Annotated in this window: 19 protein-coding genes; 2 read left to right on the top strand and 17 right to left on the bottom strand. The window is 69.7% G+C overall.

All coding sequences use genetic code 11. The annotated features are described in order from the left end of the window. Positions 1-20: 20 nt before the first annotated feature. The 5 genes from LPB260_RS19360 to LPB260_RS19340 form a co-directional block, all read right to left on the bottom strand. On the bottom strand, positions 21-755 hold the full coding sequence (locus LPB260_RS19360; RefSeq protein WP_208707426.1) for a hypothetical protein: 735 nt from the start codon (positions 753-755) through the stop codon (positions 21-23). A gap of 209 nt (positions 756-964) precedes the next feature. After that, on the bottom strand, positions 965-1,954 hold the full coding sequence (locus tag LPB260_RS19355) for a sulfate/molybdate ABC transporter ATP-binding protein (RefSeq protein ID WP_208707425.1): 990 nt from the start codon (positions 1,952-1,954) through the stop codon (positions 965-967). A 4-nt stretch (positions 1,955-1,958) separates the two neighbouring features. Further along, complete coding sequence (gene cysW, locus LPB260_RS19350; RefSeq protein WP_208707424.1) at positions 1,959-2,828, bottom strand: sulfate ABC transporter permease subunit CysW; 870 nt, start codon at positions 2,826-2,828, stop codon at positions 1,959-1,961. Positions 2,829-2,838: 10 nt separating this feature from the next. After that, entirely contained in the window at positions 2,839-3,657 is an 819-nt protein-coding gene (gene cysT, locus LPB260_RS19345; protein WP_208707423.1) for a sulfate ABC transporter permease subunit CysT, read from the bottom strand. Between the two features lie 108 nt (positions 3,658-3,765). Continuing rightward, the gene (locus LPB260_RS19340; RefSeq protein ID WP_208707422.1) at positions 3,766-4,764 is read right to left on the bottom strand and encodes a sulfate ABC transporter substrate-binding protein; all 999 of its coding nucleotides are present in this window, start codon (positions 4,762-4,764) and stop codon (positions 3,766-3,768) included. 367 nt (positions 4,765-5,131) lie between these two features. Here LPB260_RS19340 and LPB260_RS19335 point away from each other — a divergent pair, with 367 nt between their 5' ends. Further along, a complete protein-coding gene (locus LPB260_RS19335; protein WP_208707421.1) occupies positions 5,132-5,713 on the top strand; it encodes an alpha/beta hydrolase in 582 nt (193 codons plus the stop codon). Positions 5,714-5,722: 9 nt separating this feature from the next. On the opposite strand, the gene modC is transcribed toward LPB260_RS19335, so the two are convergent. The 4 genes from modC to LPB260_RS19315 form a co-directional block, all read right to left on the bottom strand. Further along, complete coding sequence (gene modC, locus LPB260_RS19330) at positions 5,723-6,853, bottom strand: molybdenum ABC transporter ATP-binding protein (RefSeq protein WP_208707420.1); 1,131 nt, start codon at positions 6,851-6,853, stop codon at positions 5,723-5,725. Next, on the bottom strand, positions 6,850-7,530 hold the full coding sequence (gene modB, locus LPB260_RS19325) for a molybdate ABC transporter permease subunit (protein ID WP_208707419.1): 681 nt from the start codon (positions 7,528-7,530) through the stop codon (positions 6,850-6,852). The genes modC and modB overlap by 4 nt, the downstream gene beginning before the upstream one ends. A gap of 14 nt (positions 7,531-7,544) precedes the next feature. Continuing rightward, positions 7,545-8,300, bottom strand: coding sequence for a molybdate ABC transporter substrate-binding protein (modA, locus tag LPB260_RS19320; protein WP_208707418.1), 756 nt, complete (start codon positions 8,298-8,300; stop codon positions 7,545-7,547). A gap of 152 nt (positions 8,301-8,452) precedes the next feature. Continuing rightward, a complete protein-coding gene (locus LPB260_RS19315; protein ID WP_208707417.1) occupies positions 8,453-9,079 on the bottom strand; it encodes a bifunctional 2-polyprenyl-6-hydroxyphenol methylase/3-demethylubiquinol 3-O-methyltransferase UbiG in 627 nt (208 codons plus the stop codon). A gap of 110 nt (positions 9,080-9,189) precedes the next feature. Between LPB260_RS19315 and chrA the strand changes: the two genes are divergently transcribed. Continuing rightward, entirely contained in the window at positions 9,190-10,539 is a 1,350-nt protein-coding gene (gene chrA / locus LPB260_RS19310) for a chromate efflux transporter (protein WP_208707416.1), read from the top strand. Between the two features lie 25 nt (positions 10,540-10,564). On the opposite strand, the gene LPB260_RS19305 is transcribed toward chrA, so the two are convergent. From LPB260_RS19305 to LPB260_RS29470, 8 genes are all read right to left on the bottom strand, one after another. Then, entirely contained in the window at positions 10,565-11,914 is a 1,350-nt protein-coding gene (locus LPB260_RS19305; RefSeq protein WP_208707415.1) for a glutamine synthetase family protein, read from the bottom strand. 24 nt (positions 11,915-11,938) lie between these two features. Further along, a complete protein-coding gene (locus LPB260_RS19300; protein WP_208707414.1) occupies positions 11,939-12,496 on the bottom strand; it encodes a helix-turn-helix domain-containing protein in 558 nt (185 codons plus the stop codon). 16 nt (positions 12,497-12,512) lie between these two features. Next, the gene (locus tag LPB260_RS19295; RefSeq protein WP_208707413.1) at positions 12,513-13,802 is read right to left on the bottom strand and encodes an FAD-binding oxidoreductase; all 1,290 of its coding nucleotides are present in this window, start codon (positions 13,800-13,802) and stop codon (positions 12,513-12,515) included. 80 nt (positions 13,803-13,882) lie between these two features. Then, positions 13,883-15,541 carry a diguanylate cyclase gene (locus tag LPB260_RS19290; protein WP_208707412.1) on the bottom strand — a complete coding sequence of 553 codons (1,659 nt, stop codon included), beginning with the start codon at positions 15,539-15,541 and terminating at the stop codon, positions 13,883-13,885. Then, positions 15,534-15,920 carry a response regulator gene (locus LPB260_RS19285; RefSeq protein ID WP_208707411.1) on the bottom strand — a complete coding sequence of 129 codons (387 nt, stop codon included), beginning with the start codon at positions 15,918-15,920 and terminating at the stop codon, positions 15,534-15,536. Before LPB260_RS19285 ends, LPB260_RS19290 begins: the two co-directional genes overlap by 8 nt. A gap of 97 nt (positions 15,921-16,017) precedes the next feature. Further along, a complete protein-coding gene (locus LPB260_RS19280) occupies positions 16,018-18,762 on the bottom strand; it encodes a PAS domain S-box protein (protein WP_208707410.1) in 2,745 nt (914 codons plus the stop codon). Further along, positions 18,759-20,717, bottom strand: coding sequence for an ATP-binding protein (locus LPB260_RS19275; protein ID WP_208707409.1), 1,959 nt, complete (start codon positions 20,715-20,717; stop codon positions 18,759-18,761). Before LPB260_RS19275 ends, LPB260_RS19280 begins: the two co-directional genes overlap by 4 nt. Next, the gene (locus LPB260_RS29470) at positions 20,714-25,510 is read right to left on the bottom strand and encodes a PAS domain S-box protein (RefSeq protein ID WP_208707408.1); all 4,797 of its coding nucleotides are present in this window, start codon (positions 25,508-25,510) and stop codon (positions 20,714-20,716) included. The genes LPB260_RS19275 and LPB260_RS29470 overlap by 4 nt, the downstream gene beginning before the upstream one ends. Positions 25,511-25,541: the final 31 nt, after the last annotated feature.

Genomic DNA, 25,541 nt, shown 5'->3' with positions numbered 1-25,541 from the left:
TCCGGCGCCGGTGAGCTGGCTCAGGGGTTCGTCGCCATCCACTGCTGGCTCAGGGCGCGGCTGTGGCGATCCACGGTGATCGGCGCGAAGGGCCGGCCCGAGACGCTTTCCAGGGTGTTGCTCTGGCTGTTCATGTCGCTCAGGGCGGCCTTGAGGTATTCCCAGCGCACCTTGAACTTGCTGCCCTGCGCGCCCAGCGCCGCCAGCTCCTGGTCGACCGCCGGGATCAGCAGGCGTTCGTCCTGGCCCAGGTAGGTGCCCGGTTGTTCGCGGGCGATCTCGAAGCTGCCCATGTAGGAGCGGCTGAGGTACTGCACGGCGAGGTATTCGATCTTCGCCGACAACTCGCTTTCGCCGCTGGACGGCAGCTGCCGGGCGGCATGCAGGAAGTCACGCAGGGCCTTGCTCAGCTCCTTGGGGTAGCCCCAGGGCATGTTCTCCTCGCCGGGGCCGAAGGACACCCCGCGGCGCAGCTGGACCACCAGCTCGAGATGGCTGGCGCGCAGCACGTCGCTGGACTGCGGCAGGCTGTGCACCGCGGCGGCGAGGGTCTGGATATCGTTCTCCAGGCGCTGCCGGTGGCTCTTCTGGAAGCCTTCGCCGCGTAACAGCATCAGGCTGCTGGTGGCGCGGCTGGCGTACACCTGCACTTGCACCTGAGCGCTGGCGGCCTCGGCGTAGGCCAGGGGCGGGAGAGTGGCGAGGACGCCGAGCGTCCATATCAATAGCTGTCGAAAAAACGACTGAGTACGCATCCGGGGTGCTCCTTATTTTTTTTGTGAGCAGTGCGGAAAAGGTTGCGCGTCGTGACGCGCCGCACGGAAGAGTACTGCGAGTGCCGCTGCCTGACATGCCCCTAAAGAGTGATTTCGTCGGAAAAATGCCGCCAGGCCAATGGCCAGGCCCCCTTCCGGTTGGCCCGGCCATTGGCCTGGTGCGTGGTTGGCGTCGCGGCCCGGCGGCCTCAGCCGAGGGCCGACGCCTGGGCGATGCGCGGCTGGAAATACAGGGTGGCGCCCCGCACCAGCCGCTGCAGGCAGGCGTGGTCCTTGGCCACTTCCGCCTCGATCGGCTCGGCCTGGCTGGCGACGCGCAGGGTCACCCGGGTGATGGCGCCGAGCGGGCGGATATCGCGCACCTCGGCGGCCAGGTGACCGGCCTCGGCCAAGTGCGACAGCGAGATCTCGTGGGGGCGGAACAGCAGTTGCCGGTCGCCGGAGAGCTGCAGGCGGTTGGCGTCGCCGAGGAAGTGGTAGACGAAGTCGCTGGCCGGCTGCTGGTAGACCTCGGCCGGGGTGCCGATCTGCTCGACCACGCCCTTGTTCATCACCACGATGCGGTCGGCCACCTCCATCGCCTCTTCCTGGTCGTGGGTGACGAACACGCTGGTCAGGTGCACCTGCTCGTGCAGACGCGCCAGCCAGCGCCGCAGTTCCTTGCGCACCTTGGCGTCGAGGGCGCCGAACGGCTCGTCGAGCAGCAGCACCTTGGGCTCCACAGCCAGGGCGCGGGCCAGGGCGATGCGCTGGCGCTGGCCGCCGGACAGCTGCTCGGGGTAACGCTCGGCCAGCCAGTCCAGCTGCACCAGCTCGAGCAGCTCGTGGACCCGCTTGGCGATCTGGGCCTCGCTCGGGCGCTGCTTCTTCGGCTTCATGCGCAGGCCGAAGGCGACGTTGTCGAACACCGTCATGTGGCGGAACAGGGCGTAGTGCTGGAAGACGAAGCCGACGTTGCGCTCGCGCACATCGCGGGCGCCGACGTCCTCGCCGTGGAAGGCGATGCGGCCACTGTCCGGGGTCTCCAGGCCGGCGATGATGCGCAGCAGGCTGGTCTTGCCGCAGCCGGAGGGGCCTAGCAAGGCCACCAGTTCGCCGCTGCGGATGTCCAGGTTGATGTCGCTGAGGGCCTGGAAGGCGCCGAAGCGCTTGTTGACGTGGCTGACTTCGATGCTCATGACGTTATTCCTCACCGTTACGGCTGTGCTGGCGCTCTAGGCGCGACTCGCTCCACTGCTTGAGCAGCAGGATCAGCAGGGCCAGCAGCAGCAGCAGGCTGGCGACGCTGAAGGCGGCGACGTGGTTGTATTCGTTGTAGAGAATCTCGACGTGCAGCGGCAGGGTGTTGGTGTAGCCGCGGATATGCCCGGAGACCACCGACACCGCGCCGAACTCGCCCATGGCCCGGGCGGTACAGAGCACCACGCCGTAGATCAGGCCCCAGCGGATGTTCGGCAGGGTCACGTACCAGAACATCTGCCAGCCGCTGGCGCCGAGCAGGCGCGCCGCCTCCTCCTCCTGGGTGCCCTGCTCCTGCATCAGCGGGATCAGCTCGCGGGCGACGAAGGGCACGGTGACGAACAGGGTGGCCAGGACGATGCCGGGCAGGGCGAAGATGATCTGGATGTCGCGCTCGGCCAGCCATTCGCCGAACCAGCCGTGGGCGCCGAACAGCAGCACGTAGATCAGCCCGGCGAGCACCGGCGACACCGAGAACGGCAGGTCGATCAGGGTCACCAGCAGGCTCTTGCCGCGGAACTGGTATTTGCTCACGCACCAGGCCGCGGCCACGCCGAACACCAGGTTGAGCGGCACGGCGATGCCCACGGCGAGCAGGGTCAGGCGCAGGGCGGCCAGGGCGTCGGGCTCCAGCACCGCGCTGAAGAAGGGCCCCAGGCCCTGCTTGAGCGCCTCGCTCAGCACCACCAGCAGCGGCAGCAGGAGGAACAGGGCGAACACCAGCCAGGCGGCGCCGATCAGCAGGCGGCGGCCCCAGGCCGGGTCGCGGCGCGCGGCACTGGCCGGCGCGATGATCAGGGTGGCAGTGGACATCTTGGCTTCCTCAGGCGCGGGCCAGACGACGCTGCAGCAGATTGATCGCCAGCAGCAGGATGAAGGAGACCAGCAGCATCAGCACGCCGATGGCGGTGGCGCCGGTGTAGTCGTACTGGTCGAGCTTGACCATGATCAGCAGCGGCAGGATCTCGGTCTTCATCGGCATGTTGCCGGCGATGAAGATCACCGAGCCGTACTCGCCGACGCCGCGGGCCAGGGCCAGGGAGAAGCCGGTCAGCCAGGCCGGCAGCAGGGCCGGCAGCAGCACGTGGCGCAGCACCTGCAGCGGCCGGGCGCCGAGGCAGGCGGCGGCTTCCTCGACCTCGCGGGGGATGTCGGCCAGCACCGGCTGCAGGGTGCGCACCACGAACGGCAGGGTGACGAAGGTCAGCGCCAGGGTGATGCCCAGCGGGCTGTAGGCGATCTTCAAGCCCAGCTGGGCGGCCCACTGGCCGATCGGCCCGTTCGGCGCGTACAGCGCGGTCAGGGCGATGCCGGCTACCGCGGTGGGCAGGGCGAAGGGCAGGTCGATCATCGCCTCGATCACCTTGCGTCCGGCGAAGCGGTAGCGCACCAGCACCCAGGCCAGCAGGGCGCCGATGACGCCGTTGAGCAGGGCGGCGCCCAGGGCGGTGGCGAAACTGAGTTTGAGCGCGGCCAGCACCCGGGGGGCGGTGACTATGGCCCAGAACTCGCCCCAGCTGAGCTTGGCGGCATGCAGGAACAGCGCGGCCAGGGGAATCAGCACCAGCAGGCTGAGGTACACCAGGGTGTAGCCCAGGGTCAGGCCGAAGCCGGGAATCACGGGGGAAGTGCGGCGGTGCATGGCGAATGCCTTCAGGTGAGTCAGGGTAGGGTGCGCCGCGCGCACCGCTCTGTTGCGGTGGGTATAGGCGCTACGCGCCTGCACCCAGCCTCGGGTTGCTCAGTGAGTTCACTGCACCTGGTAGATCTGGTCGAACACCCCGCCGTCGTTGAAGAACTTCGGCTGCGCGCGCTTCCAGCCGCCGAACTCGCCCTCGACCGTGACCAGCTCGAGGTCGGCGAACTGCTTGGCGAACTCGGCGGCCACCGCCGGGTCACGCGGGCGGTAGAAGTGCTTCGCGGCGATGCGCTGGCCTTCGGCGCTGTACAGGTAGCCTAGGTACGCCTCGGCGATCGCGCGACTGCCCTTGCGCTCGACGTTCTTGTCGACCACCGCTACCGGCGGCTCGGCGAGGATCGACAGCGACGGCGCGACGATCTCGAACTGCTCGCCGCCTTGCTCGCGCAGCGCCAGGTGCGCCTCGTTCTCCCAGGCCAGCAGCACGTCGCCGATCTGGTTGTTGACGAAGGTGATGGTCGAGGCGCGGGCACCGCTGTCGAGCACCGGCACGTTCCTGTAGAGCTTCTCGACGAAGTCCTGGGCCTGCACCTCGCTGCCATAGTGACGCTGGGCGAAGGCCCAGGCGGCGAGGAAGTTCCAGCGCGCACCGCCACTGGTCTTGGGGTTGGGGGTGATCACCTCCACACCCGGCTTGACCAGGTCGTCCCAGTCCTGGATGCCCTTGGGGTTGCCCTTGCGCACCAGGAACACGATGGTCGAGGTGTAGGGCGTGCTGGCCTGGGGCAGGCGGCTCTGCCAGTCCTCGGGCAGCAGCTTGCCGAGGCGATGGAGCTCGTCGATGTCGCCGGCCAGGGCCAGGGTCACCACGTCGGCACGCAGGCCGTCGATCACCGCGCGGGCCTGTTTGCCCGAGCCGCCGTGGGACTGCTGAACCTGCACCGCCTCATGGCCCAGGGCCTGCCAGTGACGGTTGAATGCCTGGTTGTACTCGGTGTAGAGCTCGCGGGTCGGGTCGTAGGACACGTTGAGCAGGGTCTGGCTGGCGGCGGCTGGGCCGGCGATCAGGGCGCTGGCGAGGGCGGCCAGGGCGAAACGGCGAATGGACATGGTGCAGCTCCTGAGCAAGAAAGTGATGTCGATGCAGGGGGATGGGGCGGGGCGTTCAGCGCCACATTCGCTGACGACATCGGTAGCTGCTGTGCGGCTTCATCGGGTGCCTCCTCGGCGGCAGTGCTCAGGTTGCGGTGGGTTGCGGGCCAGCCGTTGGGCTGAACGTGGAGCGGATGCTAGGCAGGATTCGTTATTCCTAAAAATAATATTTAAGAACATATATATGTTTTTTAGATATATTAGATTGCGCCACGCAACGCGCTACGGAATAAGCGGAATTGCATAAATAAATAATTTTTTATTCTTTTTTGTCCTGTTCTGGTCGCGCCTACACTGCCCGCCGCAGCACGCCGTCGGAGGCCTTATGCACAACCCAAACATGCGTTACCTGATAGTGCCGGGCTGGCAGGGCTCGCCCACCGAGCATTGGCAAAGCCACTGGCAGCGCAGCCTGGCGGGTAGCGCCCGGGTGGAGCAGGGCGACTGGCTGACGCCGCGTCGGGATGCCTGGGTCGCCGAGTTGCAGCGCAGCATCGCCGCCGACCCGCGGCCGACCCTGCTGATCGCCCACAGCCTCGGTTGCATCACCGTGGCGCACTGGGCGGCGCAGGCGCCGGAGGCGTTGTTGCGGCGGGTGCGTGGCGCCCTGCTGGTGGCGCCGGCGGATGTCGAGCGCGATAACTGCCCGGCGGCCCTGCGCAACTTCGCGCCCATCGCCCGCCGGCCCCTGCCCTTCGCCAGCCTGCTGGTCGGCTCGGACAGTGACGCCGCCGCCAGCGCCGCGCGGGCCCTGGAACTGGCCGCCGACTGGGGCAGCGAGGCGCTGATCCTGGCCGGTGCCGGGCATATCAACGTGGCCTCCGGGCACCACCGCTGGGAGCAGGGCTTCGAGTACCTCTACCGCCTGCAGGGGCTGATCGCCCGCCAGGCCCGTCTGCGCGCCTGAGCCAGCGCCTCAGTCGGAGGCCAGCAGCGATACCGACTTGATCTGCAGCCACAGCGCCTGCTGCTCGTGAATGCCCAGCTTGTCGAAGGAGTAGCGGGTGATGCGGGCGATCAGCCGTTCATCGCCGACCCGCAGCGTGACCAGCATTTGCCCGGGGTCGCCCGGCACCTGCCAGTGCTCGACCCGCGCCGGCAACAGGTTGAGCAGGCTGCTGCCCTCGGCCCGCTGCAGGCTCAGGCTGACGTCCCGCGCCTTGACCTTGACCCGCACCGCCTTGCCATTGGGCAGCGGCGCGTGGGTCAGCTGCAGGCGCGCCTCGCCGCCGCCGAGCTCAAGACTCAGCAGCCGGTAGGCCGGGTCGTAGGCGCAGACCCGGCCATCGACCACGGCTTCGGCATCGTCTTCCAGAATGAATGGCAGGTCGCGGCGCAGCAGGGTCTGCTTCAGCGGCCCGCTGGCCAGCACCCGCCCCTGCTCCAGCACCACCAGGTGATCGGCCAGGCGTGCCACCTCGTCCGGCGCATGGCTGACGTAGAGGATCGGGATCTGCAGCTCCTGGTGCAGGCGCTCCAGGTAGGGCAGCACCTCCTGCTTGCGCTTGTGGTCCAGGGAGGCCAGCGGCTCGTCCATCAGCAGCAGGCGTGGGCTGGTCAGCAGGGCGCGGGCGATGCCGACGCGCTGGCGCTCGCCGCCGGACAGGCGCGCCGGCATGCGCTCGAGCAGCGCGGCGATGCCGAGCAGTTCGGCGGCCTGCTCCAGCTGCACCCGTCGCTGCGCGGTGGCAATGCGCTTGAGGCCGAACTCCAGGTTGCCGCGCACCGACAGGTGGGGGAACAGGTTGGCGTCCTGGAACACATAGCCCAGGGCCCGTCGGTGCGGGGCGAGAAAGTGCCCGCGGGCGCTGTCCTGCCACAGCTCGCCGTTGACCCGCAGGTAGCCCTCGGCGGGCCGCTCCAGGCCGGCGAAGCAGCGCAGGCAGCTGGTCTTGCCCGAGCCGGAGGGGCCGAACAGGGCGCTGATGCCGCGTCCCGGCAGGCGCAGGTCGAGGTCCAGGGAAAAGTCGCCGTGATCGACGCGAAAGCGCGCCTCGATCAGCCGCTCGCCGTCATCGGCGGGCGCGCCGGCCTGGCCGCCGCTCATCGCCAGGCCCGCCGGGCATGGCCGCTGGAGTAGAGCGCCAGCAGCACGACGAAGGAGAAGGCCAGCATGCCGCCGGCCAGCCAATGGGCCTGGGCGTACTCCAGGGCCTCGACATGGTTGTAGATCTGCACCGAGGCCACCTGGGTCTTGCCGGGGATATTGCCGCCGATCATGAGCACCACGCCGAACTCGCCGACGGTGTGGGCGAAGCCGAGAATGGCGGCGGTGACGAAGCCCGGCCGGGCGAGGGGCAGGACCACGCTGAAGAAGGCGTCCCAGGGCCCGGCGCGCAGGGTCGCCGCGGCTTCCAGGGGGGCGCGGCCGATGGCCTCGAAGGCGTTCTGCAGCGGTTGCACGACGAAGGGCAGCGAGTAGATCACCGAGCCGATCACCAGGCCGCTGAAGCTGAAGGTCAGGGTGCCGAGGCCGAGGCCCTGGGTCAGCTGGCCGAGAAAACCGTGGGGGCCCATGCTCACCAGCAGGTAGAAGCCGATCACCGTCGGCGGCAGCACCAGCGGCAGGGCGACGATGGCGCCGACCGGGCGCTTCAGCCAGGAGCCGGTGCGCGCCAGCCACCAGGCCATGGGCGTGCCGAGCAGCAGCAACAGCACCGTGGTCAGCGACGCCAGCTGCAGGGTCAGGAGGATGGCGTCGAGGTCGGCTTGGCTCAGGGGCATCGAGGGCTCCGGGCTCAGAGCTGGTAACCGTAGCGGCGAATGATAGCGGCCGCCGCCGGACTCTTCAGATAGTCGAGCAGGGCCTGGGCGGCCGGGTTGTCGGCGCCTGGTCGCAGCAGCACGGCATCCTGGTGCAGCGGCTGGTACAGCGTGGCGGGCACCAGCCAGGCCGAGCCCTCGGCGATCTCGCCGTCCTGGTAAACCTGGGACAGGGCGACGAAGCCCAGCTCGGCGTTGCCGGTGGCGACGAACTGCAGGGCCTGGCTGATGCTCTGCCCCTCGACCAGCTTGCCGGCCACGGCCCGGCGCAGGCCGAGCTGCTCCAGCACCTGATAGGCGGCCAGGCCGTAGGGCGCGGCTTTCGGGTTGGCCAGGGCCAGGTGGCGGAACTGGCCGTCCCTGAGCACCTGACCCTGGTCATCGACGTAGCCGGCCTGCGCCGACCACAGCACCAGGGCGCCGGTGGCGTAGGTGAAGCGCGAGCCGGGCACGGCCAGGCCGTCCTGCTCCAGTCGCGCCGGGGTCGACTGGTCGGCGGCCAGCAGCAGCTCGAAGGGCGCGCCGTTGCCGATCTGCGCGTAGAGCTGGCCGGTGGCGCCGTAGGCGGCGAGCACCCGGTGGCCGCTGTCCTGCTCGAACTGCCGGGCGATGGCCTGCATCGGCGCGGTGAAGTTGGCGGCCACGGCCACCTGCACCTCGGCGGCCAGGGCGCTGCCGGTCAGGGCTGCGGCTGCCAGGCCGAGCAGGGTGCGCAACAGGCGATGAGGCATGGGCTGTTTCCTCGTGAGCCCCGGCAATTCGCGCGGCGGGGACGGTGTCAGGCGGCTGGCTCGGGCATCAGGGGCGATGGTCGAGGCGTCGATTGTGCTGGGCGCATCTTGGAAATAGCTGACCATCGAGTCAAGCGCTGCCTGCGCCGCCATCAGGCGCGGCGCCAGACGCTGGCCAGCCAGGGTTGCTGGGCCCGCGGCAGGCCGGCGGGGCGATAGTAGTGCTGCAACTCGGCGAAGCCGGCGGCCTCGAGCAGCGCACGCCAGTTGGCCAGGTCGTAGTAGGCGCCGTAGCGGTCGCCGTTGAAGCCCTCCTGGTTGTCGCCGCGCGGGTTGGAGCTGAACAGCACGCCACCGGCTTTGAGCGTGGCGTGCAGCTGGCGCAGCACGCGGGGCAGCTCCTGGCTGGGAATGTGGAACAGCACGGCATTGGCGAAGATGCCGTCGAAGCTCGCCGGCGGCAGCTCGAGGGCCAGGAAGTCCTGCAGCCATACCTCGCAGCCGCTGTCGGCCCTGGCCATCTCGACGAAGCGCGGACAGCCGTCGAGGCCGACCGGCTCATGGCCGAGGGCCTTGAAGGTACGCAGGTCGCGCCCCGGGCCGCAGCCGAAATCGAGGAGGCGCCAGGGCGCCGGCGCCTGGATGTGCTGCAGCAGGGCGGCGATGTTCTGGCTGACGTCGTGGTCGCGGGTGCCCTCGCGAAAGCCCTCGGCGTTTTCCTGGTAGTGGGCCAGGGTCAGGGCGCTGATCTGCTGCAGTTGCTCGGGCGTCAGGGGCATGCGGAGGCACCGGGGGGGCGGGGTGGGCGGCGTGAATGTGCCTATTTAACCCCATCGCGTGGCGCAGGTTATAGTGCGCGCGCCCTCCCGCCACAGTGGATGTACTGGACATGGCCGCGCCGCACCTCGAACACCATACCCCGCCACCGGTCAGCCTGCTGCAGGCCCTGCTGTTCTGGTTGAAGCTGGGCCTGATCAGTTTCGGCGGCCCGGCCGGGCAGATTTCCATCATGCACCAGGAGCTGGTGGAGCGGCGCCGCTGGATCTCCGAGCGGCGTTTCCTGCATGCGCTGAACTACTGCATGTTGCTGCCGGGGCCGGAGGCGCAGCAGCTGGCCACCTACCTCGGCTGGCTGATGCACCGGACCTGGGGCGGGCTGATCGCCGGGGCGCTGTTCGTGCTGCCCTCGCTGCTGCTGCTGATCGGCCTGTCCTGGGTCTACCTGGCGTTCGGCGACGTGGCGCTGGTGGCCGGCATCTTCTACGGGATCAAGCCGGCGGTCACCGCCATCGTGGTGCAGGCGGCCCAGCGCATCGGTTCGCGGGCGCTGAAGAACAACTGGCTGTGGGCCATCGCCGCGGCGGCCTTCGTCGCCATCTTCGCCTTGAACCTGCCGTTTCCGTTGATCGTGCTCGGCGCCGCGCTGCTCGGCTACCTGGGCGGGCGCCTGTTTCCGGACCAGTTCAGCGTCGGCGGCGGCCATGGCGCGGCGAACAAGTCCTACGGCCCGGCGCTGATCGACGACGACACGCCGACGCCGGCGCACGCGCGCTTCCGCGCCTCGCGCCTGCTGCTGATCCTCGCGGTGGGCGGCGCCCTGTGGCTGTTGCCGATGGCCCTGCTGTACGCGCTGTACGGCTGGCAGGGCACCCTGACGCAGATGGCCTGGTTCTTCACCAAGGCCGCGCTGCTGACCTTCGGCGGCGCCTACGCGGTGCTGCCCTACGTCTACCAGGGCGCCATCGGCCACTACGGCTGGCTGAGCCCGGCGCAGATGATCGACGGCCTGGCCCTGGGCGAGACCACGCCGGGGCCGCTGATCATGGTGGTGGCTTTCGTCGCCTTCGTCGGCGCCTACCTGCAGCCGATGCTGGCCGGCGACTCGGCCTTCGTCAGCGGCGCCGTGGCGGCCTGCCTGGTCACCTGGTTCACCTTCCTGCCGTCGTTCCTGTTCATCCTCGCCGGCGGCCCGCTGGTGGAGTCGACCCATGGCCAGCTGCGCTTCACCGCGCCGCTGACCGGGATCACCGCCGCGGTGGTCGGGGTGATCCTCAACCTGGCGCTGTTCTTCGCCTACCACGTGCTCTGGCCCCAGGGCTTCGCCGGCCACTTCGACTGGGTTTCGGCGCTGATCGCCCTGGCCGCGGCCGTGGCGCTGCTGCGCTACAAGCGCGGGGTGATGGAGGTGCTCGGCGCCTGCGCGGTGGCCGGCCTGCTGCTGCAGCTGGCCCTGGGCTGAGCAACCTGCCGGCCGCGCCGCCGGCTCAGAGAAACCAGCGGTATTCCCGCGCATTCAGGTGGTGCATGAACTCCAGGTGGTCGTGGCGTTTGTTCTCGCAGTAGACCATGACGAACTCGCTGCCCAGGCCCTGCTTGACCACCGGGTGATCCTGCATGGCCGCCACCGCGCCGAGCATGTCCTGGGGGAAGTCGATGCCGCTGGCGCGGTCCTGGTTGAGCGGGGCGATGGGTTCGCGGGCGGCGTCCAGGCCGTGCTCCATGCCGACGAGGATCGCCGCCAGGACCAGGTAGGGGTTGGCGTCAGCGCCGGCCAGGCGGTGCTCGAGGCGCAGGTTGCCCCCGTCCGACTCGGGGATGCGGATGCACGCATCGCGGTCCTCGAAGCCCCAGCTGGCGCGGCTGGCGGCGTTGACCATGGCGCCGTAGCGGCGGAAGGCGTTGTGGTTGGCGGCGAAGATCGGCATGCAGTGCGGCAGCAGCTCCAGGCAGCCGGCCACCGCGTGGCGCAGCGGGCGCTGCTGCTCGGCGGCCAGCAGGTTGTTGCCGTGTTGGTCGTAGAGGCTGACGTGCACGTGCATGCCGCTGCCCGGCGCGTCCAGGTAGGGCTTGCTCATGAAGCTGGCCCGGTAGCCATGTTTCAGCGCCACGCCGCGGCTGCTGCGGCAGAACAGCGCGGCCCAGTCGGCGGCGCGCAGGCCGTCGTCGCAGTGGCCGAAGTTGATCTCGAACTGGCCGGGGCCGAGCTCGGCGGTGATCACGTTGGCGTCGACGCCCTGCTCATTGGCCGCCAGCACCATCTCGTCGAGCACGGCGGAGAAGCGTGACAGGCGCTCGATATGCATGTTCGGCTGGTCGTCGGCGTCGCCGGTCTGCAGGTCGCGGGGGAACTGCGGCAGGCCGTCCTTGAGGGCGCGGTCGAACAGGTAGAACTCCAGCTCGAAGGCCACCACCGGGCGGATGCCGCGCGCCGCCAGGCGTCCCAGCACCCGCGCCAGCACCTCGCGCGGCTCGAACTCGATGGGCGCCGCGGTGCCGTCGGAGCTGATCAGCATCTGGCCCATGGGCTGGCTTTCCCAGCGCACCGGCTTGAGGGTGCCGGGGATCAGCCGGCGCGGGGCATCCGGGTCGCCGTCGTTGAAGCAGTAGTCGCCGATCGGGTGCAGGCCGCCCTGGGCGCCGAGCAGCACGCAGTTCTGCGGCAGCTTCAGCGGGCTGCCGGCGGCGACCTTCTCGAGCATGTCGATGGGGTAGCGCTTGCCGTAGAAGTGCCCGGGTATGTCCAGGCAGATCAGGTCGACGTAGCGCACGCTGGGGTGCTGGGCGCGGAAGGCGCGCACTTCGCTGAGCAGGTCGGGAAAGGTCGTGGTGGTCATGCTGGGTTGTCCTGCGGGCCTGGGTCAGCGAAACACCCAGAGCACCCGGGTCGGTTGGTCGGTGAGGTTGGCGTAGCGGCATTGGGTATGCGGCGGCAGCTGGAAGGCATCGTTGGGGCCCAGGGTCACCGGCTGTTCGGCGTCCGCCAGCCAGATCGTCAGCTCGCCCTCGAGGACGAAGCCGCCCTGCTCGTCGCTGTCGTTGAGGTGGCCCTCGCCGCTGCTGGCGCCGGGCTCCAGGTAGCTGTCGAGCATCGAGAAGCCGGCCGACATGTTCGGCGACAGCAGCACGTCGGTGATGCCGCCGCCGTAGTACAGGGTGCGGCGCTCGCCGGGACGGGTCACCCAGGGCAGCGCGCGCGGCTTGCTCAGGCTGTAGAAGTAGGTGGTCGGCACCCCCAGGGTCTCGCTGATCGCGGTCAGGTCGGCCACGGTGGGGCGCGACAGGCCGCGCTCGACCTGGGAGAGGAAGCCCACCGAGCGACCGATGCGCTCGGCCAGTTCACCGAGGGTCAGGTTCTTGTGCTTGCGCAGGTCGCGAATCAGGATCGCCAGGCCTTCGACTTCTTCTTGCATGTCCATGATGGGGTCCTCTGTCTCAGATCAGGTCGCGCAGCCGGTACCAGGCCTTGCCGGCGGCCTCCAGCGGCGCCGCGAGCCAGGCCCCGCCGGGGAAGCGCGGGTTGTCCAGGCCCTGGTACAGCGCCAGCAGCTCGGTGTCGCCGAGGATGGCATCGGTTACCGCCCGGGCGCCGGCCAGGGTCGGCAGCACGCCGTGGCCGGAGAAACCCTGCAGCCAGTAGCGCTGGCCCTGGCGGCCGATATCCGGGGTGCGCTTCATGCTCACGTCGATATGTCCGCCCCAGGCGTAGTCCAACTGCACGCCGCGCAGTTGCGGAAAGACCCGCTCCAGGTAGGGCCGGGTCGCCGCGGGGATGTCCTTGGGGATGCCACCCAGGTAGGTGCAGCCGCCGCCGAACAGCAGGCGGCGGTCCGGGGTCAGGCGGAAGTAGTCGGGGACGAACTGGTTGTCGATCACGCAACTGTTGCGTGGCAGCAGCGAGCGGGCCAGCTCGGGGTCCAGCGGTGCGGTGGCCACCTGGTAGGAGCCGACCGGCAGCAGGCGGCTGGCCAGGGCCGGGTCGAGGCGGTCGATATAGGCGTTGCAGGCCAGCACCAGCACGTCGCCGCGCACCTCGCCGCTGGCGGTGCGCGCCACATAGCCGGAGGCGGTTTCGCGGTAGTCGAGCACCCGGCTCTGCTCGAAGAGGCGCCCGCCAGCCTGTTCGATGGCGGCGGCCAGGCCCTGGGCCAGTTTCAGCGGGTTGAGATGCGCCCCCTCGGGGTCGCAGAGCGCGGCCCGGTAGCGCGGGCTGCCGATCCACTCGCTCAGCTCCTCCCGCGCAATCAGGCGCAGAGCGTGGTAGCCCCATTTCTCCTCGGCCTCGATCCGCGCCTGTTCCAGCTGGCTGACGCGGCGCTGCTGCACCGCGGCCCACAGGCTGCCCTGGCGATAGTCGATGTCGAAGCCATGGCGCTGCGGCAGCGCGCGCAGTTCGGCGGCGGCCCAGCGCATGCTGTCCCACAGCCGGCGGGCCCGCTCCAGGCCCAGGGCCTTCTCCAGCGGCTGCATGTCGCAGGACCAGCCGAGCAGGGCCTGGCCACCGTTGCGCCCGGAGGCCGCCCAGGCCAACCGGCTGGCTTCCAGCAGGCACACCCGCTTGCCGGCCAGGGCCAGGCGCAGGGCGCTGTGCAGGCCACTGAAGCCGCCGCCGATGATCAGCACCTCGCAGTCCTGGCGGCCTTCCAGGGTCGGGCGCAAGGGAATGGCAGCGGCAGAGGTGGCGGCGTAGTAGCTGGCTACATGCTGGGCGGATTGCTTGAACACGGCGCGCTCATGAAATTATCTAAATAAAATTTCATGAAAATATACGCGCGTTAATTCACGTAGCCAAGCCGTCGTCGACTTCAGTCGGCCAGACGGACCTGGTTGCGGCCGCCGTGCTTGGCCGCGTAGAGCGCCCGGTCGGCGCGCTCGAGCAGCTCGCCGGGGCTGCTGTTGACGTCGGTGCAGGCGATGCCGGCGCTGAGGGTCACGGAGAACTCGTCGCCGTCGGCAATGAAGCGCAGCTCGGCGAAGCGCTCGCGAATCTCGTCGACAATCCGCCGGGCCTGCTCCGGCTGGCAATCGGGCAGCACCGCGAGGAACTCCTCGCCGCCATAGCGGCCGAGGCTGTCGATGCGCCGCAGGCGCTGGCGCAGCAGGTTGGCCAGGGCGCGGATGACGCTGTCGCCGGCGGCGTGGCCGTGGTTGTCGTTGACCTTCTTGAAGTGGTCGATGTCCAGCATCACCACGCTGGCGCGGCTGCCGTTGCGCAGTGCGCGCTCCAGCTCGAGGGCGACCTGTTCCTTGATGTCGGCGTGCTTGAGCAGGCCGGTCAGGCTGTCGCGGGCCAGGGCATTGCTCAGCAGGCGGGCGCGCTGGGCGCGGGTGAACACCGTGGAAATCAGCGCATGGTCGGACAACGGCTTGGTCACGAAGTCGTCGCCGGCCATGGTCAGCGCGCTCATCTGCCGGGCGATATCGGTTTCCGCCGACAGGTAGATGATCGGCACCCGCAGCCAGTCGTCGTTGAAGCGGATGATCTGCGCCAGCTCGGGGCCGGTGCAGCCCGGCATGTTGACGTCGAGCAGCACCACCTCCGGGTTGAACGTCTCCATGCGCCGGAAGATGTCCGCCGGCTCCTGGCTGACTTCCACCAGCATGTTGGCGTTGCGCAGCACCAGGCTGTAGCGGGCGGCCAGCTCCTGGTCGTCGTCGATGATCAGCACCCGGTAGGGTTCGCCCTGTTGCTTGGCGAAGCAGCGCTCCAGGCGGTTCTCCAGCTGCGGGATGTCCACCGGCTTGGTGAAGAAGCCCAGGGCGCCGACGCGCACGGCTCGCAGGTGGGTGGCGAAGTCGTCCTGGGTGCTGATCACCAGCAGCGGCAGCGGCGCTTCGAGGCGTTGCTGCAGGGCGGCGGCGTAGTCGAGACCGCTCTGCTCCGCGTCGCGCAGGTTGACGTCGACGATCAGGGCGTCGGGCAGGCGCCGGCCGATGGCGGCGTCGAGCGCCTCGGGGCGGTCGAAGTGCTCGGCGTCGTAGCCGAAATTCTCCAGGGTCAGGCGCATGTTCTCGCCGACGCTGGAATCGTCCTCGAGGATATAGATGCAGTAGGGCTCGAGATCGGACCTGCCGCCTCGCAGCGTCCTGTCCAGCTGGTGCGCCGGTGCTTCGGCCTGGTGCTGCTGGCGGGCGAGCCGTTGCAGTTCGTCGATGAAGCCCTGCAGCTCCTGCTGTTCCTGCTGCAGGGTGGCCAGCCACCGCTCGGCCTGCTGTTCCAGTTGGCGGGCGCGCTCGCCGAGGCTGGCGAAACCGAAGGTGCCGGCCGACCCGGCCAGGCGGTGCAGCTGGTTGCGCAGGCTGTTCAGGTGCCGGCGCTGGTCGGCCGGGGTGCAGGCGCGCAGCAGCAGCTGGGCCTGTTCGTCCAGCAGCGGCAGTTCTTCCTTGAGGCGCTCGGCGAACTGCTCGCCGAGCTGTTGCAGGTGGCGCTGCAGCGCGCTGCTCGGTTGTGGTTGATCAACCATGGGCCTGGTTCCAGATCTGCCGCACCTGGGCGGCCAGTTGCATTGGGTCGAAGGGTTTGATGATCACGTCGCGGGCGCCCAGGCTGCGGTAGTGCTGGATCTCCGCCGGCTGCACCTTGGCGGTCATGAAGGCCACCGGGACCAGGCCGATGTCCACCAGCAGGCGCAGCTTCTCCAGGGTCTGTGGGCCGTCCATGCCGGGCATCATCACGTCCAGCAGGATGAAGTCCGGGGCGAAGCCCTGGATCTGGTCCAGCGCCTCCTGGCCGGACGAGCAGCTGAGCACCTTGAACCCGCCCACGGCTTCCAGGGCGACCTTGGCCACGGCCTGGATCGAGGGGTCGTCTTCCACATGCAGGATGCGGGTCAGTTCAGGCATGCCGATTCTCCTTGGCGGGCAGCAGGCGGCCGAGCAGTTGCAGGAAGTGTTGCCCATTGCTGCGCGACTTGGCTAGGGTCGCCGCGACCCGCCCGAGCTAGTCGGTGGGCAGTTCCTGGGCCGAAAGTACCACGACCGGCAGGCCGGGGTGTCGTCGATGCAGCTCCTCGAGCAGTTCCAGGCCTTCGCCATCGGGCAGGCCGAGGTCCAGCAGGACCAGATCGTAGGGCCCTTCGCCGAGGCGCTGGCGGGCCTCGGCGAGGCTGCCGGCGGCGACGAACTCGGCCAGCTCGCGGGCCTGCTCGGCGACCACCTGGCGCAGATCGGCGTCGTCCTCGACGTGGAGGATGCGCGATCGGACGGGCGGGCCCGGCAGCGGCGGGGCGCTGGCGGCCTGACCCTCGGGCAGCGGCGCCCCGCGCCCGTCGTCCGCGGCGCTGGGCAGTCCGGAGCCGGCGGCGGGCAGCGGCAGTTCGAACCAGAAGGTCGTGCCCTGGCCCTCGAGCGAGTCGAAGCCGATACGTCCGCCCATGCGTTCGATCAGTTCCTTGCTGATCGCCAGGCCCAGTCCGGTGCCGCCCTTCTGCCGGCTGTCGGCGGCATCGGCCTGGGAAAACTTCTGGAATATGCGGGTGTGGAATTCGGCCGGTATCCCGGGGCCACGGTCCTGCACGCTGATGCGCACCTGTGGGCCGTGCTGGGCGGCGCTCAGGCGCACGCTGGCACCGCGCGGGGAGAACTTGACGGCATTGGAGAGCAGGTTGGTCAGCACCTGTTGCAGGCGCATGGCGTCGACACGCACCTGCAGCGCCGCGCAGTCCGCCGCCGCCAGGACCACCCCGTGCTGGTCGGCGAAGGCCTGGTTGCTCGCCAGGCTTTCGCCGAGCAGGGCGGACAGGTCGAGCAGCTGCAGGTCGAGGGTCATCTTGCCGGCGACCAGCTTGTCCATGTCCAGCAGGTCGTTGATCAGGTGGCTCAGGCGCAGGCTGTTGTGGTGGGCGATCTCCAGCATCTGCTGCATCTTCGCCGGCAGTGCGCCGAGGGCGCCGCCCTGGATCAGGCCGAGGGAGCCGGCGATCGAGGTCAGCGGGGTGCGCAGCTCGTGGCTGACCGCGGAGACGAACTCGCGCTGCAGGCGCTCGATGCGCTTGTGCTCGGTGATGTCGTGCATCACCGCGACGGCGCCCAGCTGGCGGCCGTCCGGGGCGTACAGCGGGTCGGCGTTGGTGCTGACCAGGCGCGGGGCCTGGCCCTTGGCGACGATGCTGATCTGCGCCTCGCGCACCCGCTCGCCGCGCAGGGCGCGCAGCAGCGGCACGTTGTCGCCCAGCAGCGGGGTCAGGCCGTCGGCCTCGAACAGGTCGTAGTGCCGGCTCCACTGCTCAGGCGGCAGGCGGCTGATATCGGTGCCGTGCCATTGCCGTGCGGTGTCGTTGAACAGGGTCAGTTCACCCTCGGCGTCGCAGGCCACCACCCCCTCGGCGAGGGCCTCGAGCAGGCGCCGGTTCATCTCCTGCTGCTGCTCCAGCTCGGCTTCCTGGCGCTTGCGTGCCGTGACATCGCTGATCACCCCATGCCAGACCACCGAGCCGTCGGCCTGGCGCTGCGGGGTGGCCTTGCCCTCGACCCAGATCAGGCCCTTGCGCGGATGGCGCACGCGGTACTCCTGGTGCCACTGGCCGAGGTTTCTCGCCGAGTCGAGGATGGCGGCGCTGAGCCGGGCGCGGTCGTCCTCGTGGATCAGGTCGTATAGCGCCTTGGTCTGCTCGAGGACATCGGCGGGGCTCAGCCCGTAGATGTCGGCGATGCCCTCGCTGGCATAGGGGAAGCGCAGCGTGCCCTGGAGCGGCAGGTGTGCCTGGAAGACCATGCCGGGCAGTTGCGCGGCGATCTGCTGCAGGCGCTGCTGGGCCTGCACGCGTTGGCTCAGGTCCTGGGCGATGGTGATATAGCCGAGCAGCGCGCCGCCGTCGTCGAGGACCGCCGAGACCGTCAGCAGCACCGGCAGGCGGCTGCCGTCGCGGCGCAGGTAGGTCCATTCGCGCGGCGGCCGGTCGCCCCGTGCCTGGGCGCTGAGCAGCGAGAAGTCGGCCGCGCAGGCGTGGCCCAGCTCCTGCGTGCGGGCCTCGGCGCGGCTGGCCAGTTCCTGCGGATCGAGCAGCGCCTCGGTCAGTGGCCGTCCGAGCAGGGCCTGGCGGTCATAGCCGAGCAGGTGTTCGGCGGCCGGATTGATGCGGGTGACGCGGCCTGCCGGGCAGGTGGCGATCATCGCGCTGCCGGCGCTGTCGAGGATGGCGCGTTGCAGCGCCGCCTGCTCGGCGTGCTGGCGCGCGCTCAGGCGCAGCTCGAAGAGACGCTCGACCTGGCGCGCCAGGCGTTGCAGGCCCTCGCGCTGCGGCATGCTCAGTTGCCTGGGGCGGCGGTCGATCACGCACAGGGTGCCGAGCTTGTGTCCGGTCCGACTGTTCAGCGGCATGCCGGCATAGAAGCGGATATGCGGCGGCCCGGTGACCAGCGGGTTGTCGCGAAAGCGTGGGTCCGCCAGGGCGTCGGGCACCTCCATCAGCTGAGGGGCGAGAATGGCATGGGCGCAGAAGGCGAAGTCGCGGGGCGTCTCGCAGGCGTCCAGGCCGACCCGGCTCTTGAACCACTGGCGCTGCGCGTCGACCAGCGAGATCAGTGCGATGGGCACGTCGCACAGCTGCGCGGCGAGCTGGGTGAGGTCGTCGAAGGCCTCCTCGACGGGGCTGTCGAGCAGCGCATAGCGCTCGAGCTCGGCGAGGCGCGCGGCTTCGTCTAGGGGCTCGGGGGCGTTGCCGGGGACCGGTGACTCGCGTCTCATGCGGACTGCTCCTGTGCGGCGGCCTCGGCCAGTGGCAATTCAATCCAGAAGGTAGCACCCAGGCCCTCGGCCGAGTCGAAGCCGATGCGTCCGCCCATGCGTTCGATCAGCTCCTTGCTGATCGCCAGCCCCAGGCCGGTGCCGCCGCGCTGGCGGCTGTCGGAGGCATCGGCCTGGGCGAATTTCTGGAAGATGCGCCCATGGAAGGCCGGGGCGACGCCGGGGCCGTGATCGCGCACGCTGATCCGCACCCAGGCGCCGCGGCGCTCGCAGCTGACCTCGACCTCCTGCTCTGCGGGCGAGAATTTCGCGGCGTTGGCCAGCAGGTTGCTCAGCACCTGTTGCAGGCGCTGGCCGTCGACCCTGACCCGCTCCGTGCAGACCCCCACCTGGTGCAGGCGCACGCCGTGTTCGGCGGCATAGGCCTGATTGCACTGCAGCGCCTGCTCGATCAATGGCTGCAGTGCCAGCTCCTCGCAGGCGATGGGCATGCGCTCGGCCTCCAGCTTGCCGATGTCCAGCAGGTCGTTGATCAGCAGGCCCAGGCGCCGGCTGTTGTGCCGGGCGATCTGCAGCATCTGCTGCAGGTGCTCGGGGACTTCGCCGAGGGCGCCGGAGTCGATCAGCTCCAGGGGCCCGCTGATGGCGGTCAGCGGCGTGCGCAATTCATGGCTGACGGTGGCGACGAACTCGTTCTGCAGGCGCTGCAGGCGCTTGCTCTCGCGGATGTCCTGGACGTGCAGGATCCAGCCGGCGGCGCCAGACGAGCCGTGGCCGAGGACGGCGACACTGAGCTCGACATCGACGGACTCGCCATGGGCGTCGAACAGGCATCCCTGCCAGCTGCGTACCGTCTGCTCATCGGCGGCGCCGAGCACGGCGTCCAGGCCGGCACCCAGTTGCGGGTCGGCGAAGCGCGCCAGGGGCTGGTCGAGCAGGTCCTCGGCGCCGCGCCCCAGCAGCCGGCAGAAGGTCGGGTTGACCGTCAGCAGGCGACCCTGGGGGTCGAGCAGGGCGAGGCCCTGGGGGGCCATCTCGAAGGCCTGGCGAAACTGCCGCTGGCTGTGATTGAGCGCCAGCAGCAGGCTGGCCTGGCGATGCTGGCCGTGCAGGGTCAGGGCGATCAGGGCGCTGATCGCCAGGGCCAGGCTCCAGCCGATCAGGCGCAGCCAGCCGAGCTGCGGCGCCTCGGCATGGCCGTCGCTGGCGCCGAGCCGCCAGTGCGTCCCGGCCAGGCGCACCGTCAGTTCGACGTTGGCGGCCCCGTCGGGGACGGCGCTGCCCTTGATCAGTTCGCCGTCGGCGGCATCGCGGTGCCTGAGGCGAATGACCAGGTCGAGCTGGCGGGCCGCCCGCTCGACCTCGGCATACAGGCGGTCGAAGTCGATCACCGTGCTGACCAGCCCCCAGTAGCTGCCGTCGCCGAGGAACACCGGTACCCGGTAGATCAGCCCGCTGCCGCCCTGGACCAGCGGCAGCGGGCCATCCAGGCCCGGCTCGCGGCTGGCGATGATGCGCTGCACCGCCGACCACTGCTTGGGCAGGTCGGGGTAGTACAGGCCGAGGGCGGCTTCGTTGCCGGCCAGGGGATAGACGAAGACGATGCGGTTGCCCGGCGCCAGGCCGATGTTGCGGATATGGCGACCGCGGCGCAGCAGGCCGTCGAGCCAGGGTTGCAGCTCCGGCGGCTGCACCTCGCCTTGGCGGGCGCCGATATAGGAGGCCAGGCCGGTGGCCAGGTGCAGGGTGGCGTTGAGTTCGCTCAGCAGCACCGCGCGTACCTCGCCGGCGCGGGCGGTGAGGCGCTGCTGGTGGGCGTCGAACTGGCGCAGGGCGTATTGCCGCAACAGCAGTTCGACGCCCAGCCCGAGCACCAGCAGCAGGGCCAGGCTGATCGCCCAGTTCCTGTTGCGGCGGCGCCGCGAACGGGCCTGCTGGCGGGTCAATGCATTCATGCTGGGGACGCCTCGGGCAGTTCGAACCAGAAGGTGGCGCCGCGGCCTTCGCCCGAGTCGAAGCCGATGCTGCCGCCCATTCGTTCGATGATTTCCTTGCTGATGGCCAGACCGAGTCCGGTGCCGCCCTTGTTGCGCGTGTCGCTGGCGTCGGCCTGGGAGAACTTGGCGAACATCTGCTCGCGGAAGGCTTCCGGTACGCCGGGGCCCTGGTCGCGCACGCTGATTCGCAGTCGCCCGGCGCGCGCCTGCACGCTCAGTGTCACGGCCTGGCCGGGCGGGGAAAACTTCGCCGCATTGGACAGCAGGTTGGCCAGTACCTGCAACAGGCGCTGGCCGTCGACCACGACCCGGGCGTCGTCGGCCCGTTCGCGCAACTGCAGCGCCACGTTGAATTGCCGGGCGTAGGGCTGGTTGTGCTCCAGGGCCTGCTCGAGCAGCGGCATCAGCGGTTGTTCGCGCAGCTCCAGGTGCATCTTGCCGGCCGCCAGCTTTTCCATGTCGAGCAGGTCGTTGATCAGCTCGCCGAGCCGCTGGCTGTTGCTCTGGGCGATCGTCAGCATCTGGCGCATCGCGGCCGGCACCTCGCCGAGGGCGCCACCGTTGATCAGCCCCAGGGAGCCGGCGATGGCGGTCAGCGGGGTGCGCAGCTCATGGCTGACGGTGGAGACGAAGTCGTCCTTCAGTTGCTCGATGCGTTTGCGCTCGCTGATGTCGCGGATCACCGCGATGAAGCGCTGCTCGCCCTGGTGGCTGATCTGCGAGACGGCCAGCTCGATGGCGAACTGCTCGCCGTTGCTGCGCCGCCCGGTCAACTCGCGCACACTGCCGATCAGGCGCGCCTCGCCGCTGGACCGATAACGCGCCAGATAGCCATCGTGGGCCGCCGCCTCGGCGGCGGGCATCAGCAGCTTGACGTTGCACCCGGCGACCTGCGCCAGGCTGTAGCCGAACAGCTGCTCGGCGGCGCGGTTGAAGGTCTCGATGCGGCCGTGCTGGTCGATGGTGACAATGGCGTCGAGGACGTTCTCCAGCAGGGTGCGCAGGTAGTCCTCGCGCTCGCGCAGCGCCCGTTCGGCGGCGATTCGTTCGCTGAAGTCCTGCACCTGGGAGACGAAGTGCAGCGGCCGACCGCGGGTATCGCGCACCAGCGAGACGCTGAGCAGCGCCCAGACCGTGGCGCCGCGCTTGTTCAGGTAGCGCTTCTCCATCTGGTAGGCGTTGATGCGCCCGGCCAGCAGGTCCTCGACGTTCTGCAGGTCGAGCGCCAGGTCGTCGGGGTGGGTGATCTGCTGGAAATCGCCGCGCAGCAGTTCCTCGCGGCTGTAGCCGAGCATCCGGCACAGCTCGTCGTTGACCTCCAGCCACTGGCCCTGCGGCGATACCAGGGCCATGCCCTGGGGCGCGGTGCTGAAGGCGCTGCTGAAGCGTTGCTGGCTGACCTGCAACTGGTCCTCGACCGCCTTGCGTTCGCTGATGTCCCAGATGAACCCGGAGATCCACAGCAGCTCGCCCTGGCTGTCGTATTCGCCGCGGCCCTTCTCGCGCACCCAGACGCTGTGGCCGTCGGCATGGCGCAGGCGGTAGGTCAGCTCGAAGGCCTCGCGGCGCGCCAGCGCCTCGGTGGCGCGGTAGGTGGCCGGCAGATCGTCCGGGTGAATGACGCTGGCGTAGCTGCGCCTGTGGTTGTCGACGAAGTCGCCGGCCGGGTAGCCGCACAGGGCGAAGATGTCCTCGCTCATGTAGCGCATGGTCCAGTCGGCGTCGTTGTGGCAGCGGTAGACCACCCCGGGCAGGCTGCTGACCAGGCCGCGGAAGCGGCTTTCGCTCTTCTGCAGGGCGCGGGTGGCCTGCAGCAGTTCGCTGATGTCGCTGGCGATGCCGAGGAAGCCGGCGACACCGCCAGCCCCGTCGGGGATGGCGCTGACGGTGAGGTTGACCGTGCGGCTCTGGCCGTCCTTGCGGAGGTAGGTCCACTGGCGCGTTTCGGCCGTGCCCTTGCGCGGGTTGTGCACGAACACCTCGAAGCCCTCGATGGGCTGCCCGGCGGCCTGGCTGAGTTGCTCGCCGCGCTGGCGTACTTCGTCGGCCCGATGGAACACCGCCGGGCTGCAGCGCCCGACCATTTCCGCGGCCCGGTAGCCGAGCAGGGTCTCGGCGCCGGAGTTGAACAGGGTGATCAGGCCGTGCGGGTCGGTGGCGATGATCGAGACGCCGGTGGCCGAGTCCAGCAGCGCCTGGAGGAAGCTGCGCGCCTGATGCATCTCCAGGTCGCGCTGCTTGCTGTCGCTGATGTCCTGCACCGTGCCGACCAGGCGCAGCAGCTGACCCTGCTGGTTCGGTTGCAGGCGGCCCAGTTCGTGGACCCAGCGGATCTCGCCGTCCGGGCGGATGATGCGGTGCACCACGTCGTGCACGCCACCGGCCTCGGCGGCGCGCTGGCTGGCCTGCACCTGCGCGCGGTCCTCGGGGTGCACGCACTGGTAGAAGGCCGCGAGGCTGGGGCTGAAGTGCTGCGGGTCGCGGCCGAAGATGTCGAAGATCACGCCGGACCAGCGCAGCTCGCCGCTGCCCAGGTCGAATTCCCAGTGGCCCAGGCGGGCGATCTGCTGGGACTCGTCGAGGCGTTCGAGCAGGGTCTGCTGCGCCTGTTCCTGCTGCTGACGCTCCAGGGTGGTGCCGACCCAGCGGGCGAACAGGCGCAGGAATTCGTGATCGGCCTCGTCGAACGGCTGCTCGCGGGGCTCGGCGGCGGAGAAGTTCAGGGTGCCGAAGCGCCGGCCGCCGACCCAGACCGGCAGGCCGATATAGCACTCCAGGGCGAACTGCCGGTAGCAGGGATGGCTGGCGTGGGGCGACTGGGCCATATGCTCGATGGCCAGCACCTCGTCGCTGTCCAGGGCGATGCTGCAGTAGGTGTCACCGAGCGCGAAGCACTGGCCGTCGCGCAGGCTGTCGGCCGGCGAGACCTGGACCAGCACGCGATAGTCCTCGCCCTCTATCTGGCTGATGATCGCCAGCGGCAACTGGTAGAAGCGCGCCCCCAGTTGCAGGGCCTGGCGCAATTGCTCCTGGCTGCTGACCTTCGGCAAGGCGGCAATTTCGTTCAGCGCGCGCAGGGCCGCCTGCTGACGCTGCAGGCGGCGCTGCTCGAGTCGGCGCTGGCCGTCGCGGCGCAGCGCCTCGACCAGTTGGCCGAGGGTGGCGAGCAGCGGATGCAGCTGTTCGATCAGCTCGTGCGGGTAGCCGCCGGCGCGGTTGGCCAGGCCGAGCAGGCCGACCATCTGGCCGCGACTGAAGATCGGCAGGCCGGCACCGGTGCGCACGGGCGGATGGACCAGTGGCAGGCCGCTCGGTGGGGCAGCGGCGCCGCTCTCGTCGACGATCAGCGGTTGCGCATCGCTCAGGACGCGGCCGAACAGGCTGTGGCGGTCGCGAATCTCCAGGCCACCGGTCGGCTGATCCGTCTGCTCGGCGAGGCCACAGATGGCGTAGCTGCGCAGGTAGGGCGCGCCGGCCTCGTCGTCCAGCACCTCGCCGATGAAGCCGAATTGGCTGGCGCTCAGTTCGAGGATGCGCTGCAGCAGGGCGTCGAACACCTGGTGCTGGTTCTGGGCGTCGATATAGCCGGCCTGGGCCTGGGTGATGATGGTCAGCAGCTGGCGCGACTGCTCGCTCTCATGGTGCCGCTGTTGCAGGGCGTGCTGGTGGCTGCGCATCAGCGCCTGGGTGCTGTTGCGGGTGGCCAGCAGCAGCGCCAGCAGCAGGGCCTCGGCGCCCAGCCAGGCCAGCAGCCATTTGCCGACCAGCCAGCGCTTGTTCTGCTGGTGCACGGCGAACTGCTCGCTGACATCGCGCCAGACCAGGGCCATGGCCAGGTTGGGCACGGCGGACTGCTGCCGGTGCTGGTAGGCGGGCAGGACGATCTGGTTGAGCAGGTAGGTCTGGCCCTGGTCGTCGACCAGCTTGAGGGCGTTGCCCGCCGTCGGGTCCGGCAGTTGCTGCTGCTGTTGCCAGCGCCGCACCTCGGGGCGCGAGGCGTCCAGCAGGTGCCAGCCGCTGGAGCGTCGCGGCAGGCCACGCAGCTGCTCGCCGCTGTCCGGCGCATCGAGCAGGCGGCGACGGACCAGCAGCGCCACGCCGGCCTGCAGTTCGTGATCCAGGCGCTGCAGGTCGTCGAGTATGCCGAAGCCCACCTCGATGGCCCCGACCGTGGTTTCCCCGCCCGGGCTCTCGGCCCGCAGTGGCGCGACCGCGGCCATGCCGGGCTGGTCGGGCAACAGGACCAGGCCGGAGCGGCTGCGCCCATCGCTCAGGGCGTCGCGCAGCATCGGCCGCTCGGTAGCCTGGCGCTCGCCGAACCTGGTTGGCGCATGGACCCGCAGCAGCACGTCGGCCTCGGGCGCCAGGTGGACGGAGAGACGGAACGGGTGGCCGGTCTGCAGGCTGCGCCAGCGTGGCGCCAGGCGCGTGTACAGCTGATTGCGGATATGGCCGAGGCTTGCGCCGTCGGCGTCCTGGCCCGACAGGCTGTGGGCCTGGCGTACCAGCTCGACCAGCCAGGCGTCGGCGGCAATGGCGTCGGCCAGCATCGTCGCCTGTTCCCGCAGCTTGTCCTGGGTGCTCAGTTGGGCCAGGCGCTGCAGTTCGCCCTGCCGGGCCATCTGCAGTCGCCACAGGGCGTCGTGCTCCTGCAGCGCCTGCCAGCTGAGGGTGCTGAACAGCAGGGCGAGGATCAGGCTGCCGAGGCCGACTATCCAGTAGAGCGCCCGGGCCCTGGCGGCAGCGATCATGGACAGTTTCCTGGGGAGACCGGCGGCCGTC

It is taken from the genome of Pseudomonas sp. LPB0260 (assembly GCF_013388395.1).
Note: the sequence above shows the minus strand (reverse complement) of the source record. Positions and strands in the feature narration are given on the sequence as shown.